Source organism: uncultured Marinococcus sp. (assembly GCF_947493875.1).
Taxonomy (GTDB): Bacteria; Bacillota; Bacilli; order Bacillales; family Marinococcaceae; genus Marinococcus.
In genome coordinates, this window is the sequence record NZ_CANLSU010000004.1 from 196,291 (window position 1) to 219,052 (window position 22,762).

General features: G+C 50.1%; 23 protein-coding genes. 10 read left to right on the top strand and 13 right to left on the bottom strand.

Going from position 1 to position 22,762, the window contains the following annotated elements:
* Nucleotides 1-190 precede the first annotated feature (190 nt).
* From Q0757_RS09235 to Q0757_RS09245, 3 genes are all read left to right on the top strand, one after another.
* Complete coding sequence (locus tag Q0757_RS09235; protein WP_298786566.1) at nucleotides 191-1,399, top strand: multidrug effflux MFS transporter; 1,209 nt, start codon at nucleotides 191-193, stop codon at nucleotides 1,397-1,399.
* A gap of 209 nt (nucleotides 1,400-1,608) precedes the next feature.
* Nucleotides 1,609-3,324 (top strand): bifunctional UDP-sugar hydrolase/5'-nucleotidase, encoded by a 1,716-nt coding sequence (locus Q0757_RS09240; RefSeq protein ID WP_298786568.1) that lies wholly within the window; start codon nucleotides 1,609-1,611, stop codon nucleotides 3,322-3,324.
* Between the two features lie 122 nt (nucleotides 3,325-3,446).
* Complete coding sequence (locus tag Q0757_RS09245; protein WP_298786570.1) at nucleotides 3,447-4,415, top strand: S8 family peptidase; 969 nt, start codon at nucleotides 3,447-3,449, stop codon at nucleotides 4,413-4,415.
* Nucleotides 4,416-4,477: 62 nt separating this feature from the next.
* Here the strand turns inward: Q0757_RS09245 and Q0757_RS09250 are convergent, their stop codons facing one another.
* The 3 genes from Q0757_RS09250 to Q0757_RS09260 form a co-directional block, all read right to left on the bottom strand.
* On the bottom strand, nucleotides 4,478-5,197 hold the full coding sequence (locus Q0757_RS09250; protein ID WP_298786572.1) for a Na-translocating system protein MpsC family protein: 720 nt from the start codon (nucleotides 5,195-5,197) through the stop codon (nucleotides 4,478-4,480).
* A gap of 276 nt (nucleotides 5,198-5,473) precedes the next feature.
* Nucleotides 5,474-5,638, bottom strand: a complete 165-nt coding sequence (locus tag Q0757_RS09255; protein ID WP_298786574.1) for a hypothetical protein — start codon at nucleotides 5,636-5,638, stop codon at nucleotides 5,474-5,476.
* A 96-nt stretch (nucleotides 5,639-5,734) separates the two neighbouring features.
* Complete coding sequence (locus Q0757_RS09260) at nucleotides 5,735-6,064, bottom strand: hypothetical protein (RefSeq protein WP_298786575.1); 330 nt, start codon at nucleotides 6,062-6,064, stop codon at nucleotides 5,735-5,737.
* A gap of 230 nt (nucleotides 6,065-6,294) precedes the next feature.
* Between Q0757_RS09260 and Q0757_RS09265 the strand changes: the two genes are divergently transcribed.
* A complete protein-coding gene (locus Q0757_RS09265; RefSeq protein ID WP_298786576.1) occupies nucleotides 6,295-7,494 on the top strand; it encodes a DUF418 domain-containing protein in 1,200 nt (399 codons plus the stop codon).
* 33 nt (nucleotides 7,495-7,527) lie between these two features.
* On the opposite strand, the gene Q0757_RS09270 is transcribed toward Q0757_RS09265, so the two are convergent.
* Both Q0757_RS09270 and Q0757_RS09275 read right to left on the bottom strand, forming a co-directional pair.
* Entirely contained in the window at nucleotides 7,528-7,716 is a 189-nt protein-coding gene (locus Q0757_RS09270; protein WP_298786577.1) for a hypothetical protein, read from the bottom strand.
* A gap of 18 nt (nucleotides 7,717-7,734) precedes the next feature.
* Nucleotides 7,735-7,977 (bottom strand): hypothetical protein, encoded by a 243-nt coding sequence (locus Q0757_RS09275; RefSeq protein WP_298786579.1) that lies wholly within the window; start codon nucleotides 7,975-7,977, stop codon nucleotides 7,735-7,737.
* A gap of 120 nt (nucleotides 7,978-8,097) precedes the next feature.
* Between Q0757_RS09275 and Q0757_RS09280 the strand changes: the two genes are divergently transcribed.
* The 4 genes from Q0757_RS09280 (at nucleotide 8,098) to Q0757_RS09295 (ending at nucleotide 13,025) form a co-directional block, all read left to right on the top strand.
* Nucleotides 8,098-8,871, top strand: coding sequence for an ABC transporter ATP-binding protein (locus Q0757_RS09280; RefSeq protein ID WP_298786581.1), 774 nt, complete (start codon nucleotides 8,098-8,100; stop codon nucleotides 8,869-8,871).
* Nucleotides 8,868-10,529, top strand: a complete 1,662-nt coding sequence (locus Q0757_RS09285) for a putative ABC transporter permease subunit (RefSeq protein WP_298786583.1) — start codon at nucleotides 8,868-8,870, stop codon at nucleotides 10,527-10,529. Before Q0757_RS09280 ends, Q0757_RS09285 begins: the two co-directional genes overlap by 4 nt.
* 142 nt (nucleotides 10,530-10,671) lie before the next feature.
* Nucleotides 10,672-11,553: a TetR/AcrR family transcriptional regulator gene (locus tag Q0757_RS09290; protein WP_298786585.1), complete on the top strand. Its 882-nt coding sequence runs from the start codon at nucleotides 10,672-10,674 to the stop codon at nucleotides 11,551-11,553.
* Nucleotides 11,550-13,025 (top strand): MDR family MFS transporter, encoded by a 1,476-nt coding sequence (locus Q0757_RS09295; RefSeq protein WP_298786587.1) that lies wholly within the window; start codon nucleotides 11,550-11,552, stop codon nucleotides 13,023-13,025. The genes Q0757_RS09290 and Q0757_RS09295 overlap by 4 nt, the downstream gene beginning before the upstream one ends.
* A 46-nt stretch (nucleotides 13,026-13,071) precedes the next feature.
* Here the strand turns inward: Q0757_RS09295 and Q0757_RS09300 are convergent, their stop codons facing one another.
* Entirely contained in the window at nucleotides 13,072-13,947 is an 876-nt protein-coding gene (locus tag Q0757_RS09300; protein ID WP_298786589.1) for an NAD(P)-dependent oxidoreductase, read from the bottom strand.
* A gap of 141 nt (nucleotides 13,948-14,088) precedes the next feature.
* Here Q0757_RS09300 and eutB point away from each other — a divergent pair, with 141 nt between their 5' ends.
* Entirely contained in the window at nucleotides 14,089-15,051 is a 963-nt protein-coding gene (gene eutB, locus Q0757_RS09305; protein WP_298786591.1) for a hydroxyectoine utilization dehydratase EutB, read from the top strand.
* 15 nt (nucleotides 15,052-15,066) lie between these two features.
* Here the strand turns inward: eutB and Q0757_RS09310 are convergent, their stop codons facing one another.
* A complete protein-coding gene (locus tag Q0757_RS09310) occupies nucleotides 15,067-15,654 on the bottom strand; it encodes a hypothetical protein (protein WP_298786593.1) in 588 nt (195 codons plus the stop codon).
* 168 nt (nucleotides 15,655-15,822) lie between these two features.
* On the opposite strand from Q0757_RS09310, the gene Q0757_RS09315 reads away from it, so the two are divergent.
* Nucleotides 15,823-17,034 (top strand): cytochrome P450, encoded by a 1,212-nt coding sequence (locus Q0757_RS09315; RefSeq protein WP_298786595.1) that lies wholly within the window; start codon nucleotides 15,823-15,825, stop codon nucleotides 17,032-17,034.
* A 55-nt stretch (nucleotides 17,035-17,089) separates the two neighbouring features.
* Here Q0757_RS09315 and speB read toward each other — a convergent pair whose 3' ends face one another.
* From speB to Q0757_RS09345, 6 genes are all read right to left on the bottom strand, one after another.
* A complete protein-coding gene (gene speB, locus Q0757_RS09320; protein WP_298786597.1) occupies nucleotides 17,090-17,965 on the bottom strand; it encodes an agmatinase in 876 nt (291 codons plus the stop codon).
* A 2-nt stretch (nucleotides 17,966-17,967) separates the two neighbouring features.
* On the bottom strand, nucleotides 17,968-18,807 hold the full coding sequence (gene speE / locus Q0757_RS09325) for a polyamine aminopropyltransferase (RefSeq protein WP_298786599.1): 840 nt from the start codon (nucleotides 18,805-18,807) through the stop codon (nucleotides 17,968-17,970).
* A 62-nt stretch (nucleotides 18,808-18,869) separates the two neighbouring features.
* A complete protein-coding gene (locus Q0757_RS09330) occupies nucleotides 18,870-19,418 on the bottom strand; it encodes a YwhD family protein (protein ID WP_298786601.1) in 549 nt (182 codons plus the stop codon).
* 52 nt (nucleotides 19,419-19,470) lie between these two features.
* Nucleotides 19,471-19,974, bottom strand: coding sequence for a YwgA family protein (locus Q0757_RS09335; protein WP_298786603.1), 504 nt, complete (start codon nucleotides 19,972-19,974; stop codon nucleotides 19,471-19,473).
* A gap of 71 nt (nucleotides 19,975-20,045) precedes the next feature.
* Complete coding sequence (locus Q0757_RS09340; protein WP_298787020.1) at nucleotides 20,046-21,359, bottom strand: HD domain-containing protein; 1,314 nt, start codon at nucleotides 21,357-21,359, stop codon at nucleotides 20,046-20,048.
* A gap of 146 nt (nucleotides 21,360-21,505) precedes the next feature.
* Entirely contained in the window at nucleotides 21,506-22,750 is a 1,245-nt protein-coding gene (locus tag Q0757_RS09345) for a dicarboxylate/amino acid:cation symporter (RefSeq protein WP_298786605.1), read from the bottom strand.
* Nucleotides 22,751-22,762 lie beyond the last annotated feature (12 nt).

Sequence of the window (22,762 nt, forward strand, 5' to 3'; positions counted from 1 at the left end):
TTATTATCTATCTTTATTATAGCGGAGAAGCGGGGTCCTACACCTTATTTCCAAAAAAATAATATTTGTAAACACGGTCTATTTTACGAGTATGGGCAAAAAACTTTCCATCTCTTCTTTTTTTAGTTAAGCTGAAGCAGGTTTAAGCTTTTCCTTCAATCATACCTTCGCTTAGAAAGGCGGTCTACATATGAACCAATTAACCGGATTCAAGCGGGCCCGTTTTGTTATCCTGCTTGGAGCACTTGCAGCACTTATTCCTTTGACTATTGATATGTACCTCCCCGCCCTGCCTGATATTACCGACTCCTACGAAACCAGTGCCTCTACCGTACAGCTGAGCTTGACAGCCTGTCTGCTCGGGCTCGGGGTTGGCCAGCTCGTTGCCGGAGCTCTCAGTGACGTGTACGGCCGGCGCCGGCCGCTGATTATCGCTCTAATCGTTTATATTGCTGCGTCAGCCGCCTGTATTTTTGCGCCGAATATTTTCATCCTGATCGCCGGTCGTTTTATACAGGGCTTTGCTGCGTCAGCCGGACTCGTTATTTCCCGGGCAATTGTCCGGGACGTCAGCAACGGGGCTGAACTCACAAAGCTGTTTGCCCTGCTGATGCTCGTCAATAACCTTGTGCCGCTGCTCGCCCCTTCCATAGGGAGCGGAGTGCTCCTTTTCACCAGCTGGCCCGGAATCTTTTTGACACTGTCTGTACTAGGTACTATTCTGCTGCTGGTCACAGTGTTCCGTTTAGGCGAGACGCTTCCTGTGGAAGAACGGGTGTCGAGCAATCTCAGCACTACCTTCAGTAATTTTCTATCTCTTCTTAAAGACCGGCAGTTCTCGGGGTACGCTCTATCCCAGGGCTTTATGATCGGCGGTATTTTTGCCTATGTGGCCGGCACTCCGTTTATTTATCAAAATATATACGGTGTATCCCCACAGGTGTTCAGTATTCTGTTTGGGTTAAACGGACTCGGTCTTCTGCTTGGCACGTTTATGGTTGGCCGCTTTGCTTCCGTCATTCCTGAAAAAATATTTCTTGAATCCGGACTTGTGATGGCTTTTGTCGCCGGACTCGCTCTGCTTGTGGTCGTTATTTTTGAAGGACCGCTCTGGGGCATTGTACTGCCTATTCTGTTTTTTGTTACCTCTATCGGCTTTGTCGCCACCTCGTCGTTTTCTCTTGCGATGGAAACCCAGAGCCATATTGCCGGCAGCGCTTCAGCACTCTTAGGTCTTCTTCCGTTTGTGCTCGGTGCTGTTACCGCCCCTATGGTTGGTATTGCCGGCGAAGATACGGCCATTCCCATGGGGCTGACTATCTTTTTGATGAGCGCGTTAGCCCTTGCAACGTATTTCTTCATGGCTAAACGTGGCGGGCCGGCAGAAAAGCCGGCTTGATAATCTAAACGAATCACGACTTTGGATGTAAAAAAACAGAGAACTCAGGCATAAATTTTTTAAAATGCTGGAGTACAAGCCTGTTTCTCTCTAGGTATATGCTCATTCTTTTTTTCTCTGCTTGCAAGCAGTAATTCCTGCTTATTGGCAAAAGATCAAAATTTTCTTACATTTTATTTAGATCTTTTATACATATCAGGGGGGATTACATGAGCAATTTATATTTACGATGGGGGATTGCCGCGGGCGCTTCTGCCGCTGCTTTCGTACTGCCCGCAGTCAGTGCCGGAGCAGCAGAGGGCGAAACGGAAGTCACAGTCATCCATGCTAATGACATCCATTCATCCATTGAGGATATGGGAAAGCTTGCGGGCTACATTGATGAGAAAAAAGCAGAATCAGATCATGTCGTGTTTGTAAGCCCCGGAGATATTTTCAGCGGTGACCCGGTAGTTGATCTGCAGGACGGCGCTCCTATGGTCGACTTAATGAACGATGTCGGACTTGAAACGATGACGATCGGCAACCATGAATTTGATTACGGCCAGGAAGTCTTCGCCCAGAATGAAGCAGACAGTGACTTCACCTGGATCAGTGCCAATACATCCATTGAAGACAGCTCGATTCCTATTGAAGAACCCGCCGCCTATGATGAAATTAACGTTGACGGCATCGATATCGCTCTTCTTGGACTGACCCAGGCACCACCTGCCACAGCACCTGACGGCATCGGGGGCCTCAGCTTTGACAATGACTATGCAGGGGTGGCAGAGACATACGAAGGTCTCGGAGAAGATGCAGACCTTTTTCTTGCCCTCACTCACATAGGCTACAGTGAGGACGAGCAGCTCGCAGAGGACGTGGACTTTTTTGACGCCATTATTGGCGGCCATACACATACTGTCCTTGAAGAGCCAGCCGTCGTGAACGGCACACCTATTGCCCAGGCAGGCTCAAGCCTCGACTTCATCGGAGAAATGACCTTTACCCTCGATGATGAAACCGGAGAAGTAACAAATACTGAAGGGCAGCTGCACGATATCGATAGCATAGAAGCGATGAATGAAGACGTTCAGGCGAAGGCGGATGATTATATCGCAGAAGCCGATGAACTGCTGGGGGAAGTCATCGGGGAAACAAATACCGGCCTGTCCAGAGACAACCGCTATGAGGAAGACGCTCCGCTTGGTAACTTCTGGACTGATTCCATGCGCTACACTACGGATACAGACGTGGCCGTTTATAACAACGGCGGTCTGCGGGCTGGCATCGACCCTGGCGAGATTACTGCCAGAGATATTTATTCCATTGAACCATTTGGAAATAATATCGTTGAAATGAATATGACAGGGGAAGCTCTCGAAAATGTCATCGAGCAGTCCTATAATCGCAGCGAGCAGGTGGACCTGCAGACGTCCGGACTGAACTATACCATTTATACGACCGAAGACGGCGCATTTAACGGAGCAGAGCTCACTATTGACGGAGAGCCGATCGAAAGCACGGAAACCTACTCGGTCGCACTGCCAAACTTCCTCGCGGACGGCGGGGACGGCTATAATTTTGAAGGGGAAATTGTTCAGCCTGATGCCGGTCTTGTGACCAACAGTATGATCACCTATGCTGAATTCTTAATGGACACGGAGGGCGCCGTCGATTATGAAACAGAGGGACGGATCAGCCTTGAAGTCGGAGAACCGGCCGTTGAAGAACCGGAAGCTCCCGTTGAGAATGTTACAAAAGAATGTATTATCGATGAAGTGCATGAACTGGTGCCAAACGGCAATCCAAACAAAAATGACTCCGGCTTTAACCGTGGTCAGCTGATTTCTGTACTTCAAAAGTATAAAAACGGTAAAGACGTCGAAGTTCCTGCTGCAGCAGAGCCGGCTAAGGAATGCATCGATCAGGCTCAGGCAGAGTAACAATATAATATCCTTCAGGACCGGGAAGACCCGGTCCTGATTTTTTACTGGTTTACTTTCTCCTTTGATCATGCCTTTTCATCACAGGAAACGCTATTATATCCTGATGAGGAGGCATTATTATGAGTTATGTATCTTTAGTTCCGTTCCGAAAAGAAAGCGATGCTTCTGTCACATCTTACGTACCGGCTGGTGTAGAAATGATCGAAGCACCGCAGCAGTGGGAAGAAACATCTCAGGGCGCAGGCAATGTTGTCGCGGTCATTGATACCGGCTGCCAGACGGATCACCCTGATCTGCAGCATCAAATTATCGGCGGGCTCAACTTTACCAGGGATTACCTGGGGGACCCAGCAAATTTTGAAGACAATAACGGACATGGCACTCACGTGGCCGGCACTATCGCCGCGGCCAAGAATGGCCTTGGTATTGTCGGCGTTGCCCCTAAAGCCGGGCTGCTGATTTTAAAAGCACTGAACGGATCAGGAAGCGGGAGCATGCAGGGAATTATCGAGGCTGTCCGCTACGCGGTTTCCTGGCGGGGCACTAACGGAGAACGGGTACGTGTAATCAGCATGTCCCTCGGCGGTCCCAAGGACGTCCCTGAGCTGCACGAGGCCATTAAAGAAGCCGTTGCGGCCGATATTGCTGTTGTCTGTGCCGCTGGAAATGAAGGAGACGGGAACGTCGATACTGAAGAGTTTGCCTATCCGGGTGCTTATAATGAAGTTATTCAGGTCGGGGCGGTGAACTTTTCCAGTGAGTTGACCCCGTTTACAAATACCAACGACGAAATTGATCTCACAGCGCCAGGGGCTTCGATTTTATCTACGTATGTGGGGAGCTCCTACACCAGGCTGAGCGGCACTTCCATGGCAGCTCCTCACGTTTCCGGCGCTCTTGCCCTTGTAATCAACTGGGCAGAAGAAGGCTTTGGCCGGCGCATTTCCGAACCGGAGATGTATGCCCAGCTGCTCCGCCGCACTGTTCCTCTCGGCTATCCATTGAGCGCAGAGGGCAGCGGCCTGCTGATGCTCGGCACTGTTAAACGTCTAGCCCAGGGAGCCCAAAGTGAAACCGTCGTCCGCTGACCCGGCGGGTATACAAAAAAGCCAGGCCGGATGCCGGTCTGGCTTTTACATAATTTATAAAGCTATTCTGCCGCTGATACAGGGTCCGTAACAAATACCACAACGCTTGTATCATTATAAAAATCCCAGTCCACGAAAATATCATGTACCTTCGCTCCAAACAGCTTATCAAAGCGTATCTCGTTTAACAATTGCTTTTCCAGATGGCGCTTCGCGGTTTTCAGGTTTGCTCCATGGCCCAGGCTGATTAATTCTTTTTCAATCAGAATTAAGATACCTGTCCGAGCCGCAATCAATGTCCGCTCGTTAATTTGATACATCGCAATATCGTCAGGAATTTTTTCTGTTTTGGCACTGACATCGTTCACTTTTCTTTTAATGTTTTCGATATATTCCGGACGTTTCTTTTCATTTTTGGTTTTCAATTCCTGTGAATTTAAGGCAGTAATCATGCCCGAGCGGTTTTCGATATTCCAGTCAAAGTAAAACTCCCAGCCCTCTATATCTGCAATCCTTGAAAGATAATGCTTTACTTCCGGAAGGATCTGCTCCATCATGGTCTCCCGAAGCTCTTCCACAGCTTCCTGGTTTCTCTGCCCCATGATCACCTGCTCCATCGGGGACAGAAACTTGCGGATGTGCATTACGATGCAATGAGGATCAATGCTGACGTAGACCGATTCAGGCCCCTTCCCAAAGTGATCCCGTAATAATTTTCCGAGGTAGCTTCCCAACTGCTTCTGTTGTTCCTGGAGATCTTCACCTGAGTGATTTTCCGCCATTGTCCTCTCCTCCTCATAGTGTGTACACCGGTTATATTCAAAGATCCTGGAAAAAGATCTATGTATTAATTGAAAAATAAAGGCCTACCTCCCCGGGAAGGCCGGCCGTTGTGCCCACAAATATCACCTTAATAAATGATATTCTATTATTACATTCCCACCCTGGCGCTTTGTTCAATCGTTTAATTTCAATAATCTGAGTTTAAGCTGCGTTTTTTGGACAAAAGCCCATACAAAAAGCCGGACACTTTTTCAGCGCCGGCCCTTCTCCTGTATCTACCTCATACTCCGTACATCAAAACGATTTCTGCGTTCCCTGGCGAGCAGCCGGTAAACAGCTTGCTGCCGACTTTGCACACGCATGGTCCACCGTGTTTTTATGATGAAAATCACGGAAGAAAAAACAGCTCCAATCAGCAGTCCAATCAAAAAACCAAGCATGAAACCCCTCCCAAATAGTGGTAAAATGTTAGAATTACCATAACAAGGACGTAGAGGTATTAGTCTTAGCAGCTGTTTCCTGTTATGTACGAAGTACTATAATTTTGGTTCGTAGAATTCTACACGGAGGCCTTCAAGCGTCAGTTCCTCCGGCTTCCATTCCCCTTCTTCAAGCAGCCCTTCCCGGGTAAACACAAGGGAGTCCCTGTCCTGAAAATCTTCAAGCTCCCAGTAGAGCACCCGCTGTTCCTCCTGATAGATTTCAAGGTACGCGGCATTCGAATTTTCCTTTGCATGGCCTTTAAATAAACCAAAAGGGAATGTTTTTTTAGACCGGTCTCCCATTTTTCTGAACATGAATTTATGTGTTTCATCAACGGTGCCGTATATTTCATTTTCATGTATATTAATTTCTATTGTTCTCAATGTATCGCTCCTTTTCTGTATTTATTTCCGACTGATAGTTACTTATCAATAAAGAGCTCTCTATTCTTTAACGTTATGCAGAGCTGTAGAGAAATAACAGATTTACCATACTTCTTTACTACCCTCATTTTTTCCCATGTAATCTTTCTTTAAGGAATTACCGCAACCTTTTCTCCCTCTGTACGTAGTTTTGATATACTGGATCCAGTTTCTACGAAGGAGGACATCAGATGGCCCAGGCAGTATCTCTAAAAGAACGTATACATACTATCGACATGCTAAGAGGCTTTGCCCTGCTCGGCATTATACTGGCAAACATGGCTGCCTTTAAAGCTTTAGGCTTCAGCCAGTACGCAGACATGGTAAATACCAGCCTGACGGAGACCAAAGCGGCCGGTCAAACGATTAATACGCTGTTGGACTTTTTTGTAATTGGAAAATTTTATCCCCTGTTTTCTTTTTTATTCGGGCTTGGATTTTATATGTTCTACAAACGGCTTGTGGAAAAAAACCTTCCCGCTGACCGGATTTTTCAGCGCCGGCTTCTTTTTTTACTGTTTATCGGCTTGATTCATCTCGTTTTTTTATGGTCAGGCGATATTCTTCATTTATATGCAGTGACCGGCTTCTTTCTGCTTATGTTCACCCATAGAAGCAGTAAAGCAGTTTTAGCGTGGGCTCTTGGGCTGATCCTTGCCTCGTGCTTCTTTATGTCGCTTCTCTTAACTGCAGCCTCCGCGGGCACTGCCTCAATGAATCCCGGGTCTTCTGCCCGGCAGTCCGTTGCCTCCGGCATTTCTGTCATGGCAAACGGCTCCTACGGCGATATTTTATCCTACCGGCTGAGTAATGAAGTCATATTCGTCCTGCTCCAGCTTCCGTTTTCTCTCCCCTTCATTCTTGGGTTATTTCTTCTTGGCTTCTATTTTGGACGCCGGAGCATGTTTACAGAAGCTGAAGCTCGTTTGAAGTCATGGAAGCGTCTCTGGCTGCACAGCCTGTGGCTTGGCATTATCCTGAATGCCCTGGTCACAGCATTTAAGCAGGAATGGATAACCCTGCCCTGCGGCCTCAGCACCGGACTCGGAGAGGGCCTGAATTATTTGGCCGGACCGGTGATGATGCTGTTTTACGTGTCGTCCTTTGTGCTGGCTGCAAAAAAACCAGGCCTGCGCCGCTTTCTGCTTCCTTTCGCCTCCATGGGGAGACTTGCTTTAACGAACTACCTGCTGCAGACGGTTATTGCTGTTCTCCTGTTCCATGGCTACGGTCTGGGGCTGTTCGGAGAGGCTTCTGTTACAGGCGGTTTTACTGCAGCGTTACTCATTTACTTTATTCAGCTCGCCGGCAGCCACTGGTATCTGAAAAAATTTTCCCAGGGGCCCATGGAATATCTGTGGCGCAAATGGACCTACGCCCGTACAGCGTGAACCTAAAAGGCAGCCGCTCAAGCGCAGCTGCCTTCATTGCTCCGGTTCTTTAGCAATGTTTTTATTCCACCAGTCTGCCGCCTGCTTGCGAAACACGAGCAGCGTGCACCCAAACAAACATAAAATCGCGGGAATCCAGTTCGGCACACTGGCTAAAATAAATAATAATACGCCAATGCCGTTAATAAGCGTGGCCAGATTCATCACTGTTTTTGGTTTCAATGCGTCTCCCCCGTTTGGCTATGTTAATTTTTCCGTTGGATAAAACTCAATTTCCCGGCTTTCCCCGGTTTCCAGGTTTTCTTCACAAAAATGCTCCACAATGTCCTTTAAGGAATCGGAATCAGATGCAGCATAGCGTTCCTTTAAATAGCTGTTCACTTTTTTCTGTTGCTTCCGGTGTGCCTTTGGCACCATCAAAAAACCAATCATTTCACCGTCAGGCGTACGATCCAGTCTATCCGCCAGTTCTTCATAGGTCATTTCAGCCCTCTGCCTCCTTACATGGTGCGCGCTTTTATTATTTCCATTATTTTCTATATCATTTATGATGAATGTGTCTGTTCATCTGCCCACAGCATATCATACAAAGGAGGGCCCGACATGCATGATTCTCCCGCAGTAGAAGTCAACCAGCTGACAAAACACTTTAAGAACTCCATTGCGGTCCACCCACTGAATTTCGAGGTCCATGCTCACGAAATATTCGGCTTTCTCGGACCAAACGGGGCCGGGAAGACAACGACGATGCGAATGCTCGCCGGTCTGCTTGAACCGAGCAGCGGGGATGGCTATATTCACGGCAAATCGATTAAAAACCAGTCACTTGAAGCAAAGCAGCAGATTGCCTATCTGCCCGATAAACCAGATATTTATCCAAAGCTCACAGGGTGGGAATTTCTTCAGTTTATTGCTTCTGTGTTTAAACTCGATAAAAACATATGGATAGAGCATGCAAACATGCTGCTGCACCGATTTGATTTAACAGAAAGCGCCGGCAGGTTAATGGAGACATATTCACATGGCATGAAGCAGAAAATAGCTTTAACCGGAGTCCTGATCCACCAGCCGGCTGTTATTTTTCTCGACGAGCCTACGGTCGGGCTCGATCCGAAGAGCTCACGCGACCTTCGGGCCATTCTGCGCGAAACAGCGGCAGACGGAACTGCCGTCTTTTTTTCCACTCATATGCTCGACGTTGCTGATCAGCTCTGTGACCGGGTTGGAATCATTCACCAGGGAAGGCTTCTGCAGACGGGCACCCCCGGGGAGCTTAAACAGGAGCACGCCAGTCACGCAGGAGGCTCTCTGGAGGATGTCTTTCTCCGCATGACAGAGCAGCACGAAGCCGAAGATCCTGAAGGAGAGGTTCCGTGATAAAAACGCTCTGGTATTATCAGAAAAAAACCATGCGCCATCAGTACGAGGCTCTCCCTTCCGGGCGCAAAATATTATACATCACTCTTACAGCACTGGCCCTATTTATGATAATTCCCTTTGGCCTCGGCGCAGCTTCCGCTGGGGATGTTTTCTCTGCGGAAAGCTTACGTACAGCCGTCGTTTACCTGCTGCTGAGCACCCTTGCTGTTATCACTTTTGTGACCATGCCGCGCACCTTTCAATTACTGTTTGGTTCAAAGGATATTGAGTTTTTATTCACACTTCCCATCCGTTCGAGGCACCTGTTTGCCATGCAGTTTTTCACCGGATGGGCCGGATTTCCCCTGCTTTCCTTTTTATTATTAACCGGTCTGAGTATTATTATCGGCGCCGTTTCCGGAGCTCACCTTCTGTTTTTTCCCGCCGCTGCTCTTCTTTTTTTGGGACTGTCTGTTTTTGGAGCGGGCCTCGCATTTCTATTGAATCTGTTTCTTGTTTATATTCTGCCGGCCCAGCGTGCCCAGCAGCTGACTACGATAATCAGTTTCATATCTGCAGCCCTGTTTATTCTGGCTGCGCAGATGCCAAATATCATTATGCAAAACGACAGCACCTCCCTTACTATTGAAGAAGCTCCAGGCTGGCTCCCCACGCAGCCCGTGGCAGCCGCTCTTTTCGCTTCCTTCCAGGGGGAAGGCGCCGGTATCATTTATACAGCTGCCTGCCTTGGGGCTTTGGCGATTATAAGCCTCGCTTCTCTCTGGTTCGTGGAGAAACACTATTTCTCCTCCTGGCAGCGGGCCACCGAACCCGTGGGAAACAAAATCAAATCGACCCGGCCCGGGGCAGCCCGTCCTGTTCCCTATGCCATTGCCCTTAAAGAATGGCGGGCCGTGCAGAGAAACCCTAAGGAATGGACCACCTGCTTCACGTTCGCCCTTATTCTTATTTTAATGTTCATTAATTTTTTTGGAAGCGGCTCAGCTCTTGCTTCCCCATGGGCAAATCCCTCCTCTGCCTGGAGCAGTGTACACGTGATGCTCGGCCCGGCCATCCTGCTCGGCCTGCAGCAGTTTGCCGCAGCTGCGTTTGGACGGGAGGGGGACTCCCGCTGGATGCTGCGGGCGCTTCCTATAGAGCCCCGGCAGATTGTCCTGGGGAAGTTTCTGGCTCACTGGATTATGACAGGAGCGGCCATTGCAGCACTTGAGCTGATCGCCTTTCTGCTCTTTGGGTGGAACATTGTACTATTTTTCGCCGGACTTGTGCTGACGCTCTCCCTCACGGCTGTTGCCGCGGCTTCAGGCATCTGGGCCGGGGCAGCCGGCGGAACATACGACGAAAAAAATCCGCAAAAACGGGTGCGGTTCGACACAGGCGTGGTATCCTTCTTTCTCAACGTTCTGTACCTTCTGCTTTTTTTCGTTCCCACCTGGATGCTTCTAAGTGCCGGCCTCTCCCTTCAGTCAAAATGGGCCAGCCCCGAGCCGGCTTTTCTCCCCTTATGGGACACAGCCCCCTGGCAATGGATCGGCCTGCTGGGGGCCGGAGGGATTCTGACTGCTGCGGGGCTTGCGCTGCTGATCGTATATCTTCATCTGCGCCGTGGTACAAAAGAGCTTACAGAACGTGGCGTCGATTATTTAGACACATAAACCTGCCGGACTGCCGGCAGGTTTTTTTATCAAAACCTCTAAGCTCATTACTTGATTCTCTACATGGCAAATGCTACGATACTCCTTGTGACTAAACGTTCACCAAAAGTAACCACATAGTCAAAAGGAGGCCAAAAACTGCATGACAGAGCGTAAGGATGAGCTTTTGGAAGCAGCTCTGCAGCTGTTTGTGAAGCAGGGGTTTCACTCCACTTCCATCCAGCACATCACAGCGGCCTGCGGTATCTCCAAAGGCGGCTTCTATAAGCATTTTGATTCCAAGGAAACGATGCTTTTAGAGCTGCTCCGCAAAGTGCATGAAAACATGCTTCACGAGGCCGAAAACTATCAGGGAACGCAGCATGAGCCGGAGCTCAAGCGGCTTGAGGGGAAAATACGCATCGAGCTGGAGAAATTCACGGAGTACCGCCCGCTGTTTCAGATGCTTTTCACAGAATTTCCTCCTCATACGGAAAACAAAATTTCCAACTACTTAAACCGTATGCGCCGCTTTTTTCAGGAATGGCATGAACAATCGCTACTGGAAGCCTTCGGCCCCCGTGTGCGCCCTTACGTCAGTGACCTGGCTGTTATTCTCGAAGGAATCATGCATTCCTATTTAACCCTTATGACCTGGCATATTTCCGCCCTGCCGTTGAACCAGTTATCTGCATTCATTGTCGAGAGGCTTCATTCCATTGTTAAGGATGACAGCGATCTACATCCCCAGCTTCCGAGAGGATGGGCTGGAGGAGACGAGCCCATACAGGGTATGGAAAGCATCCGCTGCGAAGCCGAAGCACTGCTTTTGTTTGTAAAAGCCCGGCACACGCAGGGCGACCTGCCTGAAAAAACGCTCCAGACCACGGAAATGATTTACGAAGAGTTCAAGGCAGAAATACCAAGGGAATTTTTGATCGATGCTTTACTGCATCAGCTGCAGCACCACGCGGATCTCCATACGCACACGCAGAAGCTGAGTGCAAAATGGAGCGCATGGAAAGGAGAGAAACACGTACTATGAGTTCTTCATCTTGGGACATTCCCACCGGGCAGAAGGCAGCTATGATTACTGCCCTGCTGCTTGGTGCCTTTATGGGAATTATTAATGAAACATTGCTTGCCACCGCCCTGCCTTCCATTCAGGATGCCCTCGGGGTTACCCAGGGAACCGTTCAGTGGCTGACAACAGCCTTCTTAATGACAAACGGTATTATGATTCCAATCTCTGCATTTTTAATTGAACGCTTTACAACCAGAGGGCTGTTTTTGACCGCTATAGGCTTATTCGGTATTGGTACCGCTATCGCTGCCATTGCTCCCTCATTTCCCGTGCTTCTTTTTGCACGCGTCATCCAGGCCTCCGGCTCCGGCATTATGCTGCCGCTGTTAATGACCGTACTTCTGGCCATTATTCCGGTGGAACGCCGCGGCACAGCGATGGGCATGATCGGGATCGTTATTTCGTTTGGTCCCGCTATCGGCCCGACGCTATCGGGTTTTCTACTCGAGCATTTTCCATGGAGAGCCCTGTTTATTACGGTGCTTCCAATCGTCGCACTGACGATCATTACCGGCGCTATCTTTTTGAAGAACGTAACCGAACTGGGCAGCCCGAAGATTGATGTATTGTCCATCATTCTTTCTTCCTTTGGCTTTGGCTCCTTTTTGTACGGCTTCGGAACAGCTTCGGAAAGCGGCTGGGGCAGCCCGGTCGTTCTTACTGCCGTGATTGCCGGCGCCCTCATTATCGGATTGTTCATCTGGCGTCAGTTCACGTTAAAGTCGCCAATGCTCGAATTCCGGGTGTTTAAGTTTAAGATATTCAGCCTCGCTATCGGTATCACTATGGCTGTATTGGTTTCATTAATAGGAGCAGAAACGCTCCTGCCGCTGTTCATGCAGAACGTGTTAGGCTTTACACCGCTGGAATCCGGCTTAATGCTTTTGCCGGGAGCCATTGTGATCGGGATTATGTCGCCGATTACAGGCCGTCTGTTTGATGCCTTTGGCGCAAAATGGCTCGCAATTACCGGCCTTTCCATTGTCACCATCACTACCTTTATGTTTACGAACCTTTCGCTTGAAACGTCGTTTACGTATTTAACCATTATATATGCAATCCGTATGTTCGGGCTCGCCTGCGCGCTGATGCCGGTCATGACATCAGCATTAAACCAGCTGCCGATGAAATGGTACGCCCACGGCTCAGCTATGGCAAATACGCTGCAGCAGATTTCCGCTTCTATCGGTACGGCCCTTTTGGTGACATTTGTCGCCTTAGGTGCCCAGCAGTATCAGCCTGATGCATCGACCTCCGCAGAAGCCGTGCCACAGCTGGCGCAGGTAGTCGGATTTGAGTGGGCCTTTATGGGAAGCACTGCTCTTGCCTTTGTAGCCTTGATTCTTTCCCTTTTCCTGAGCTCTCCGAAAAGAGAGAAGGAAATGACCCGCCAGGCAAACGAAGAACAAAAGAACAACGCCCCCGCTAAATAGTAAAATACCCCGAGAGGCCTGAAAAAACGGCCTCTCGGGGTATTTTTCATTCGCTTCCTTTGGACAGCAGCTTATACACTGCCGCAAAGTCTTCATCACCCATCCCGTACTGCTTCGCGAGCGCATAGGCTTCCCGGACCGAGCCGGTGACCGGCAGGGAAATTCCCGCCTGGTAGGCTGATTCCTCGAGCAGGTGTAAATCCTTGTAGGCATGCTTCAGCGGAAACTGGGTTTCATAGCTGCCGCTCAGAAGCATGTCCCGCTTTCCTGCCACCGCAGGAGCCGTCGTCGGCACCTGAAGCAGTACATCAAGCGCCTGCTCCTTATCAAGTCCCAGTCCTTCCGCTGCGTGCAGCCCTTCCGACAGACTGGTCATGGCATGCATCAGCGTTAGGTTGACGGACATTTTCATCGCAGAGCCGCTTCCGCTGCTTCCCATATAGTGCACATTTTTGCCCATAATTTCGAGAAGCGGCTGTACTGTTTTTACATCCTCCTCACGGCCGCCGGCAAGAAATACCAGCTCGCCCTTTTCAGCAGGTCCTTTAGACCCGGACACTGGTGCGTCCACCAGGCGCATTTCCTTCATTTTTGCAGTTTTGGCCATTTGCCGGGTAAAGCCGGGATTGACTGTGCTCATATCCACCCAGATTTTCCGGCTCGTTTCGCCGGCAAACAGGCCGTCCACGCTGTTTGCGATCTCCTCTACTGCTTCAGGGTTCGACAGCATGGTGAATACGACATCCACCTTGGACACCAGCTCTCTCGGGGTTTCCCTCCATCCAGCTCCTGCATCGAGCAGGTGCTGCGCCTTCTGCTTGGTCCGGTTATAAATCGTAACCTTTTCTCCGGCATCCATTAAATTTTTTACCATGTTTGAACCCATAATTCCCGTTCCAATAAACCCAACTCTCACACTCATTCATCCTTTCTACGCACGCTTCTATTTGGGTGTTCCCTATCCGCAATCTGGCAAACGTCCGCCAGAGCGTATTGTTTTCGCTTCTCCGCTTATGTTTAAATAAGTATAATTATTAATTTTGCTGCAGCAGGAGATGATTCTATGTTAACACTTCAGGATGCCTGGGAAGCAAGACAGCGTTTACGTCCGGTACTTCCGGAAACGCCGCTCCTTTTTTCCCAGCCACTGACAAATATTGCCGGCCATCCCGTGTACTTAAAGCTCGAGCAAATGCACGTCACCGGCTCCTTCAAGCTCCGGGGAGCAACTAACATGATTCGTTCCCTGACTCCGGAGCAGCGGGCCCAGGGCGTCGTCACATTTTCCACCGGTAATCACGGTTTTGCCGTAGCGACAGCAGCAGCCCTGCTCGGCATCCGCTCTGTCGTGTGTGTTTCAGAAAACGTACCGGCAAATAAAGTCGAGGCGCTCAAAGCAAGCGGTGCTGAACTGCATGTAGAAGGAAGCGGCCAGGACGAAGCCGGAGAAGCCAGCGCCCGCCTTGTCGAAGAGGAGGGACTGACTCTTATCCCTCCCTTTGACCATCCTTCGGTCATCGCCGGACAGGCAACCATGGGACTCGAGATCCTCGAGCATCTGCCCTCCGTGAAGCACGTGCTCACCGGCCTTTCCGGCGGCGGCCTGCTGTCTGGCCTCGGTCTTGCCCTGAAGGAACAAATTCCTGATCTTGAGCTTATCGGTCTGTCCCTCCGGGAAGGAGCTGCTATGGATGAGAGCCTGAATATCGGCAAGCCAACGATCGTTCCGGAGGCACCAACACTTGCCGACAGCCTGCTCGGAGGTATCGGTCTCGAAAACCAGTATACGTTTTCCATGGTCCAGCGCTACGCTGATCAGCGCCTCCGGCTGCATGAGGACACAATCGCCCGGGGCATGGCCTTTTTATACGATAAGCACAAAATGGTCGTTGAAGGAGCAGCCGCTGTCGGCACCGGTGCCCTTTTGGATGGACTCGTGACCGTTAACGGTCCTGCTGTTCTCATCGTTTCCGGCAGCAGCGTGGACGTGCACACACACCGCGAAGCAGTCGTGCCGTATATTTAAAGACGCTGCCTGCTGCTATATTTTCTTTTCTTCCCGCTGGCGCGACCGGTATGGAGAGAGGGAGAGCAGATCCATGGCGTCCTGCTTCTTTGTTTTTTCCCATTCCTTTCGGCGCTGTGCGAACCATTTATGGTAGTTTTTGTCCCCCATCTGCTTTTTTAAAAAAGAAAGGCTCTGAAGCGGCCCCTCTTCGGTACTAAGCGTTGTCAGCTGCAGCTGATATGCTTCTTCCTTCTGCAGCCATGCATCCATCTGCCGCGTGGACATTAATACGTACGGCACCCTGCCTTCATACAGGCGACGGTAAAGCAGCAGCCGGTAATCTGACCGGATGAGACGGTCGGCTGCCTCCTTCTGCTCCCGGAATTTTTCCGGAAAACGACGCGTGAGTGCTTTTGCTTTTTGTTCTTCCGCGGCAGCCCGCTGTTCAATATAGCGGGGCGTATCAACAACATAAAACGCTCGGCTGCGGTAGCTTTTAAAAAACGGCAGCTCCCGCTCCCAGGCAATATATCCGTATTTATCCTTTTCTAAATCATCGTTGCGGTATAGACGGTGGCATTCGAGTTCGTTCCATTTACGATTCCATTCATGATAGATCATATTTCGCTATACCTCCGCAAGGGATGGATTTTCCTACATTCTAATTGTTTCTTCTTCAAACAACAATGATGACGCTTTCGGAAAAACGGGAATATCATTAACCTGTCCCCGTTTCTTAAAATGTACGGGTACTTCCTTGTCAAGCCTACTATAAAGGAGCCGATTACCATGAATAATGAGTTCAGCAGCAACGATGCCGGCTTATTCACCCACGCCTTTAACCAGAACCCGTACCCCGCCTTTCACTCTCTACAGCAGCACGATCCGGTGCATCAGGCCTTAATGCCCGATGGCCATTACGCCTGGATCGTCACCCGCTACGAGGATGCTGTTGCGGTACTGAAGGACACTCGCTTCATTAAGGATTTCACTGTATTTTTAAATGAAGAAGAGCGTGCCGAAGCACAGAAAAATATTTTTTCCCAAAATATGCTTTTTGCGGATCCCCCGGATCATAAACGGCTGCGCGGACTCGTTCAGCAGGCGTTTACACCGAAAATGATCGAAGAGCTCCGGGGCAGGATTACAGAGATTGCAAATGAGCTGATCGATGATATGCAGGACCGCTCCCGAATTGATATTATCGATGATTTCGCCTTTCCGCTTCCCATCATTGTTATCTGCGAAATGCTCGGCGTGCCAAGCGAGGACAGAGATAAATTCCGTACCTGGTCCAATACGCTCGTCGAAGCCTCCAATGACCCCGGAAAAGCCGAAAAAATTCAGCAGCACACGGAGGAATTCACCGCCTATCTCCGGGATTGGATAGCCACCAGGCGGGAGCAGCCGGAGGATGATATGGTGAGTAAGCTCATCCAGGCAGAAGAGGAAGGTGACCGTCTATCCGAGCAGGAGCTTTACGGCGTCGTTTCGCTGCTCATTATCGCCGGTCATGAAACGACGGTAAACCTCATTGCAAACGGCCTGTTTGCTTTGATGACTCACCCGGAGCAGATGCGCACGTTACAGCAACAGCCCGAGCGCATCCGCCCGGCCATTGAAGAAATGCTCCGCTTCGAGGGACCGGTGGAATTCAGCACCGACCGCTGGGCCGCTGAAACACTCGAGTTCCAGGGAAAAACGATAAACTTGGGAGACCATGTACTCGTCGCGCTCGATGCGGCTAACCGCGATCCGGAAGCATTTGAAGATCCCGACGTTTTCGACATCACCCGCGGACAGAGCAAGCATCTTGCTTTTGGCAAAGGCATGCACTTCTGTCTCGGAGCACCGCTTGCCAGAGTTGAAACTGAAGTCGCTGTGAATACGCTGCTCGAACGCTTCCCCGATCTCCAGCTGGATGCCTCTCCTGCTGAATTGGAATGGCGGCCCGGCATGCTCATGCGCGGCCTCACGGAGCTTCCCGTTCGTCTGACGTAAATAAAAGGCCGGAAAACCTTTTGAGGCTTTCCGGTCTTTTTGATGGCTTCAGCTTCTATTTCGTCCAGCCAAGAAGCATCTCCCGAATACATTTTCCGGCCGCAATCGCCGTCTGATCGCCGCTGTCATACGGCGGTGAAATTTCTACAATATCGGCCCCGATCACGTTAACCTCCGAGGCGGCAATCGCGTGAATGGCTTCCAGCAGCTCCTTTGACGTTATGCCGCCAGCTTCCGCCGTGCCTGTGCCCGGAGCGTACGCCGGATCTAAAACGTCGATATCAATCGATACGTATACCGAGCGTCCATGAAGCTCTTTTAAATCCCTCCGCAGCGGCTCCGCCACTTCAAACGGGGAGAAGTGCATGCCGGACGTGCGGGCGTAGTCGAACTCTTCCTTTTCCCCGGAGCGCACTCCGTAGGAATACACGTTTTCCGGTCCTATTCTTTCACAGATCTTCCGTACCGGAGTTGCATGGGAGAGAGGCTCTCCTTCATAGTCTTCGCGCAGGTCCGTGTGCGCGTCAATATGGATGAAGGCAACGGACGGATCATGCTCATAGGCCGCCTGCATAATCGGCCAGGTCACAAGATGTTCTCCGCCTATCCCCAGAGGAAATTTGCCATCCGCAAACAAACGCGATGCCGTCTCCTGAATAATCTCTATGCTTTTGGCCGGATTCCCGAACGGAAGCATCATATCCCCTGCATCATGATACGAATAATCCTCTAAATGCCTGTCCAGATAGGGACTGTATTCCTCGAGACCGATAGAGGTCTCCCGGATCCGGTTGGGGCCAAAGCGGGAGCCCGGACGGAAGCTGACCGTCCAGTCCATCGGCATGCCGTACAATACCACGCTGCTGTCCTCATAGGAAGCAGAGCTCCCGATAAATACCTTTCCTGTATAAGCCGGATCAAAGGCGTCCATTGTCACTTCTCCTCCTGTTCAAGGCCCCGCTGCACAAAAGCCGGAAGCACGAACGCAGCCTCATGGATATCTGCCGTATAGTAATGAGTATCCAGTGCTTCTGCCCTGTGGCGGTGAACCTCCTTGGGCCTGTACTGCTTCGAACCGATGGTAAACGTCCACAGACCGCTCGGATACGTAGGGATATTTGCAGTATATACATCGGTATGGGTAAATATTTCCTTTACGTCATTGTATACGGTCCGAAGCAGGTCCGCGTGAAACCACGGATTGTCCGTCTGGGCGACAAAGATGCCGTCCTCCTTTAATGCCCGGTGGATGCCTTCGTAAAAGCCTTTTTCAAACAGCTTCACCGCCGGACCGACCGGCTCCGTGGAGTCCACCATAATTACGTCATACGCGGCTTCACTTTCCGCGATATGCATAAACCCATCGGCCACCTGCACGTCCACCCGCGGATCATCAAGCGCCCCGGCGATGGAAGGCAGGTATTTTTTTGAATACTTCACCACCCGGCCGTCGATTTCCACAAGCGTGGCCGCCTCTACCGAAGGGTGCTTCAGTACTTCCCGGATAACGCCGCCGTCGCCGCCGCCGACAACCAGCACATGCTTTGGTTCGGGATGCGCTGCAAGCGGCACGTGGGCCATCATTTCATGATAGACGAACTCATCCTTTTCTGTTGTCATAACCATGCCATCCAGCAGCAGCATGTTCCCGAACTCTGCCGTTTCCACTACGTCGAGCTGCTGGAAATCGGTCTGCTCGGAATGCAGCGTTTTCGTAACGCGTGCAGTAATGCCGAAATGCTCCGTTTGTTTTTCTGTAAACCACGTTTCCATAGCCGTTCCTCCTCTTTTCACAGACGAAACGTGCGGGAAAATTTCCCGCACGCCCCTGTTTTTTATTGCTCCGCTGCTCCGCGGAAGGCCTCATACAGCTCTTCTGTCGAATTGTTCCACATGTCCTGGTTAAATGCTTTTAAATATTCCTGCAGAATGTAGCGGGAATGCTCATCCATGTGCGCAATGGCTATGCGGCCTTTAATTGCTTTATCCAGATTGTTCACATGCTCCGGCATACTTTTGTACGCACGGCGGGCTTTTTTGTCCACGAGCATTTCGCAGGCACCAAGACCGGCGTAGAACGCACCGTTTTCTCCCTGCTCCGTCGATACCCATACGAGCCAGTACAGCTTGCCGTCCGGAACGCTGCTTTTATCCGGGCCGAACTTCACCCGTTTTTCCGGTTCGGATCTGGCGTGCAGTGCTCCCATGTCAATAAATGCCGCGTCTTCGGCCGGATCGATGAAAACGGGGGTTACATTGTCCAGACTGAGGGCGCCGGCGTTAAAGCCACCGTCCCCTTTCGTAGCGTCCCCGCTTAAAATATTGAACTGGCTGCCGCGTTTCTTTTCAGCGCCTTTATTATTATCTTTACTGAATTCACTCATTCGTAAAAAGCTCCTCCTTTAATCGTTCCTTATTCTTATCGTACCTGTTTTCTTACTGATTCTGCAACGATTCGATATATTCCCAGCCTTCTTCGAATTCTTCCGGGCGGTAATTCTGGCTTTTTTTCAGCTCGGCCACCCGGGATTCCACCGCTTCTTTGGACAGATGATCAAAATAAAGCATGGTGGAAACAAGCTCTAAAAACCGGGCGCTCTGGCTGTTTAGACTTTGAAGAACAGGCTTTGCCCGCTCCGTTGGCCAGTCGAGCGGAAATTTCTCCAGAAACGAAGTTCCGTCTTCGGAAAGCTCATACCGGTACTGATAGTAGCCGGATTTTGTTTCTTTGCACTCGGTAATAAGGCCGAGGCCGCACAGTTCTTCGAGCCGGAGCGTCAACTCCTCTGAATAGGGACCGTACATACGGAACGTATATTTTTCCTGAAATGGAAGGTTCAGCTTTTTTCCAATGTATACGATTTTCTGCAGTTTTTTTCGTCCAACAACTTCTCTGGTATCCTCAAGCAGAGCCATAATCTTAGCGTGATCCGGTAGCATAATGCCGCTCCCCCTCCCTTTCTGCTGCTTTCTTTATGTATCTTCCGGCTTCACCCGGAAGGACGGCGGAATCACCGTTCTACTTTGCCCAATTTTAAATGAAGGATGTCCTTAATCTGCTGCTTTGTATCTTCCTGCCCGGGCTCCTCGAGAATTTCTGACGGATAGTATAATTTATGGTCGGTCCGCTTTTTACCCGAAATCGCCTCTACCACATCCGACTCTCTCGACAATTCGCGGAGACGGCGGTCCGGCATCAAAAGATGAATAGGCACCCGGTCCTCTTCCTCGCCGGGCCGGTAGAAATCATACGGCAGATCCGACGAAGAATCGACGACCAAATAATATGCAGGATCCACCCCAAGATCTGCAAACAGCTGCTGCAGGCGCAGCCATTCATTCATCATAAAGTGCTGGTCGAATTCCACATATTTAAACAGACGCCTGTTCATGAAGCGGCGGCACAGATCCTGCAGAATTGTATCTTCTTCCTTCTGCCACATCAAAAAATAATACATAACGACCGATTCGTCGAGGTCCAGATAATCCTCAAGCGTAATGGCCCCACGGAAAAAGCTTTCAAAATGGTGCGGAGGGTATTTAAACGGATAATCCTCGTTTTTAAGATCTTTGACGCGCTGCAGGATTTTTGTCAGTATCACTTCCGCACTTCTTGTTACCGGATGGAAATACACCTGCCAGTACATCTGGTACCGGCTCATAATATAATCCTCGACCGCATGCATGCCCGTTGCCTTAATAACCACCTGATCTTCGGTCGGCCTCATGACCCGGAGTATACGCTCCATATCAAAATGACCGTAGCTGACCCCGGTATAAAAGGCATCCCGCTGCAGATAATCCATCCGGTCCGCATCAATCTGGCTGCTGATCATACTGACAATCAGCTTATTCGGATGGGTTTTTTCAATTACATCTGCGACCTGCTGAGGAAAATCCCCGCCCATCCGGCGGAGCACGGTGTTTACTTCAGTATCTCCCAGAATAATATGGCGCGTCCATTCTTCGTGGTCCGTGTTAAACACTTTTTCAAACGAATGGGAAAACGGCCCGTGGCCGATATCATGAAGAAGCGCCGCACTCAGGCAAAGCAGTCCTTCGTCCCCATTCCAGTGCGGACGGCCTTCAAACACCTCGATAATCCTGCGCATGATTTCATACACGCCCAGGGAATGGTTAAAGCGGGTATGCTCCGCTCCGTGAAACGTCAGAAACGTCGTTCCAAGCTGGCGGACGCGGCGCAGCCGTTGAAATTCTTTTGTTCCCACCAGATCCCATATGAGTTCATCGCTGATATGAATGTAGCGGTGGACCGGGTCCTTAAATACTTTTTCTTCTGGAAGCTTCTTATTTCCAACCGGCATGGTCATTGCGTTCCTTTCCGTCTCTGTTTCAGCGGGCCCGCTGATCGTATATTTCAATACTATTATTATAGCAAGTTCTTTCCTGGCTTAGCAAAAAAAGCAGCCATAAAAAATACCGGCAGCATATGCCGCCGGTACTTTTAAAATCATTCTTTTCCCATATGCTCTACTTCTTCTCCACGTTTTCGTTTCTCTGAACGGTCAATTACAAACGCACACACGGCGTCGCCTGTCACGTTGAGGGAAGTCCGGAGCATATCAAGCAGACGGTCGATACCGATAATCAGAGCAATACCTTCTACTGGCAGCCCGACCTGGGTAAGTACGAGCGAAAGCATAATCAGTCCCACGCCTGGAACACCGGCAGTACCGATGCTTGCCAGAGTTGCCGTCAGGATAATGACGATCACCTGGGTAAAGGAAAGATCGATGCTGTACGCCTGCGCAATAAACACCGCCGCCACGGACTGCATAATGCCGGTACCGTCCATGTTGATCGTCGAACCAAGCGGCTGAACAAAGCTTGATACCGGTTTGCTTACCTTCAGCCGTTCCTGGGCCATCCTCATCGAAATCGGCAGCGTCCCACTCGAGCTCGATAAACTAAAGGCAACAGCCATCGCTGGAAAGAATTCTTTAAAGAAGGTGAGCGGGTTCCCCTTGCCGATTAAAGAGATCGCAAGGGTGTACACAATAGCTGCCTGCAAAATAAGAGCGATAATAACTGCTAACGCGTACATTAGAATGGATTGAAGGCCGTCCAGTCCCGCTTCTCCAATAGCTGAAGCAATCAGCGCAAATGCACCGAAAGGAGCTGTGTACATTACAATCGTAACCAAAAACATAAGGATGTCATTTAATTGTTCAAAAAACTTTTTCACCATCGATACTTTCTCTCCGAGCATCGCCAGAGAAATCCCGATGAAAATACCAAAAGCAATAATTTGGAGCATGTTTGCTTCCGCCATTGCCTGTACCGGATTGTCCGGAATAATTCCGAGCAGGGTCTCTGTAATGGAAGGCGCTTCTTCTGCGTTATAGCTGGCGTTTTGAATGTCAAAGTCCCCGCCGGCTCCCGGCTGAAGTACATAAGCAACAATCACGCCGATGGTGAGGGCAATCGCCGTAGTTGCAAGGTAAAACACAATCGTCTTACCGCCGATCCGTCCGAGATCTCTCGGGTTCAAAGCCGCTGCCCCTAGCGTAATCGAAACGAACACAATCGGTACTACGAGCATCGTAATTAAATTAAGGAAAATTTCGCCAACAGGATATAGCACGTATGTATCCAGCGGGTTATAGACGCTGTCCGGCCCAAAGCTCAAAATAATACCGGCGATTACACCTGCAACAAGCGCAATTAAAATCCAAATCGTCAATTTCTTGTTCATGTTAAGGTCCCC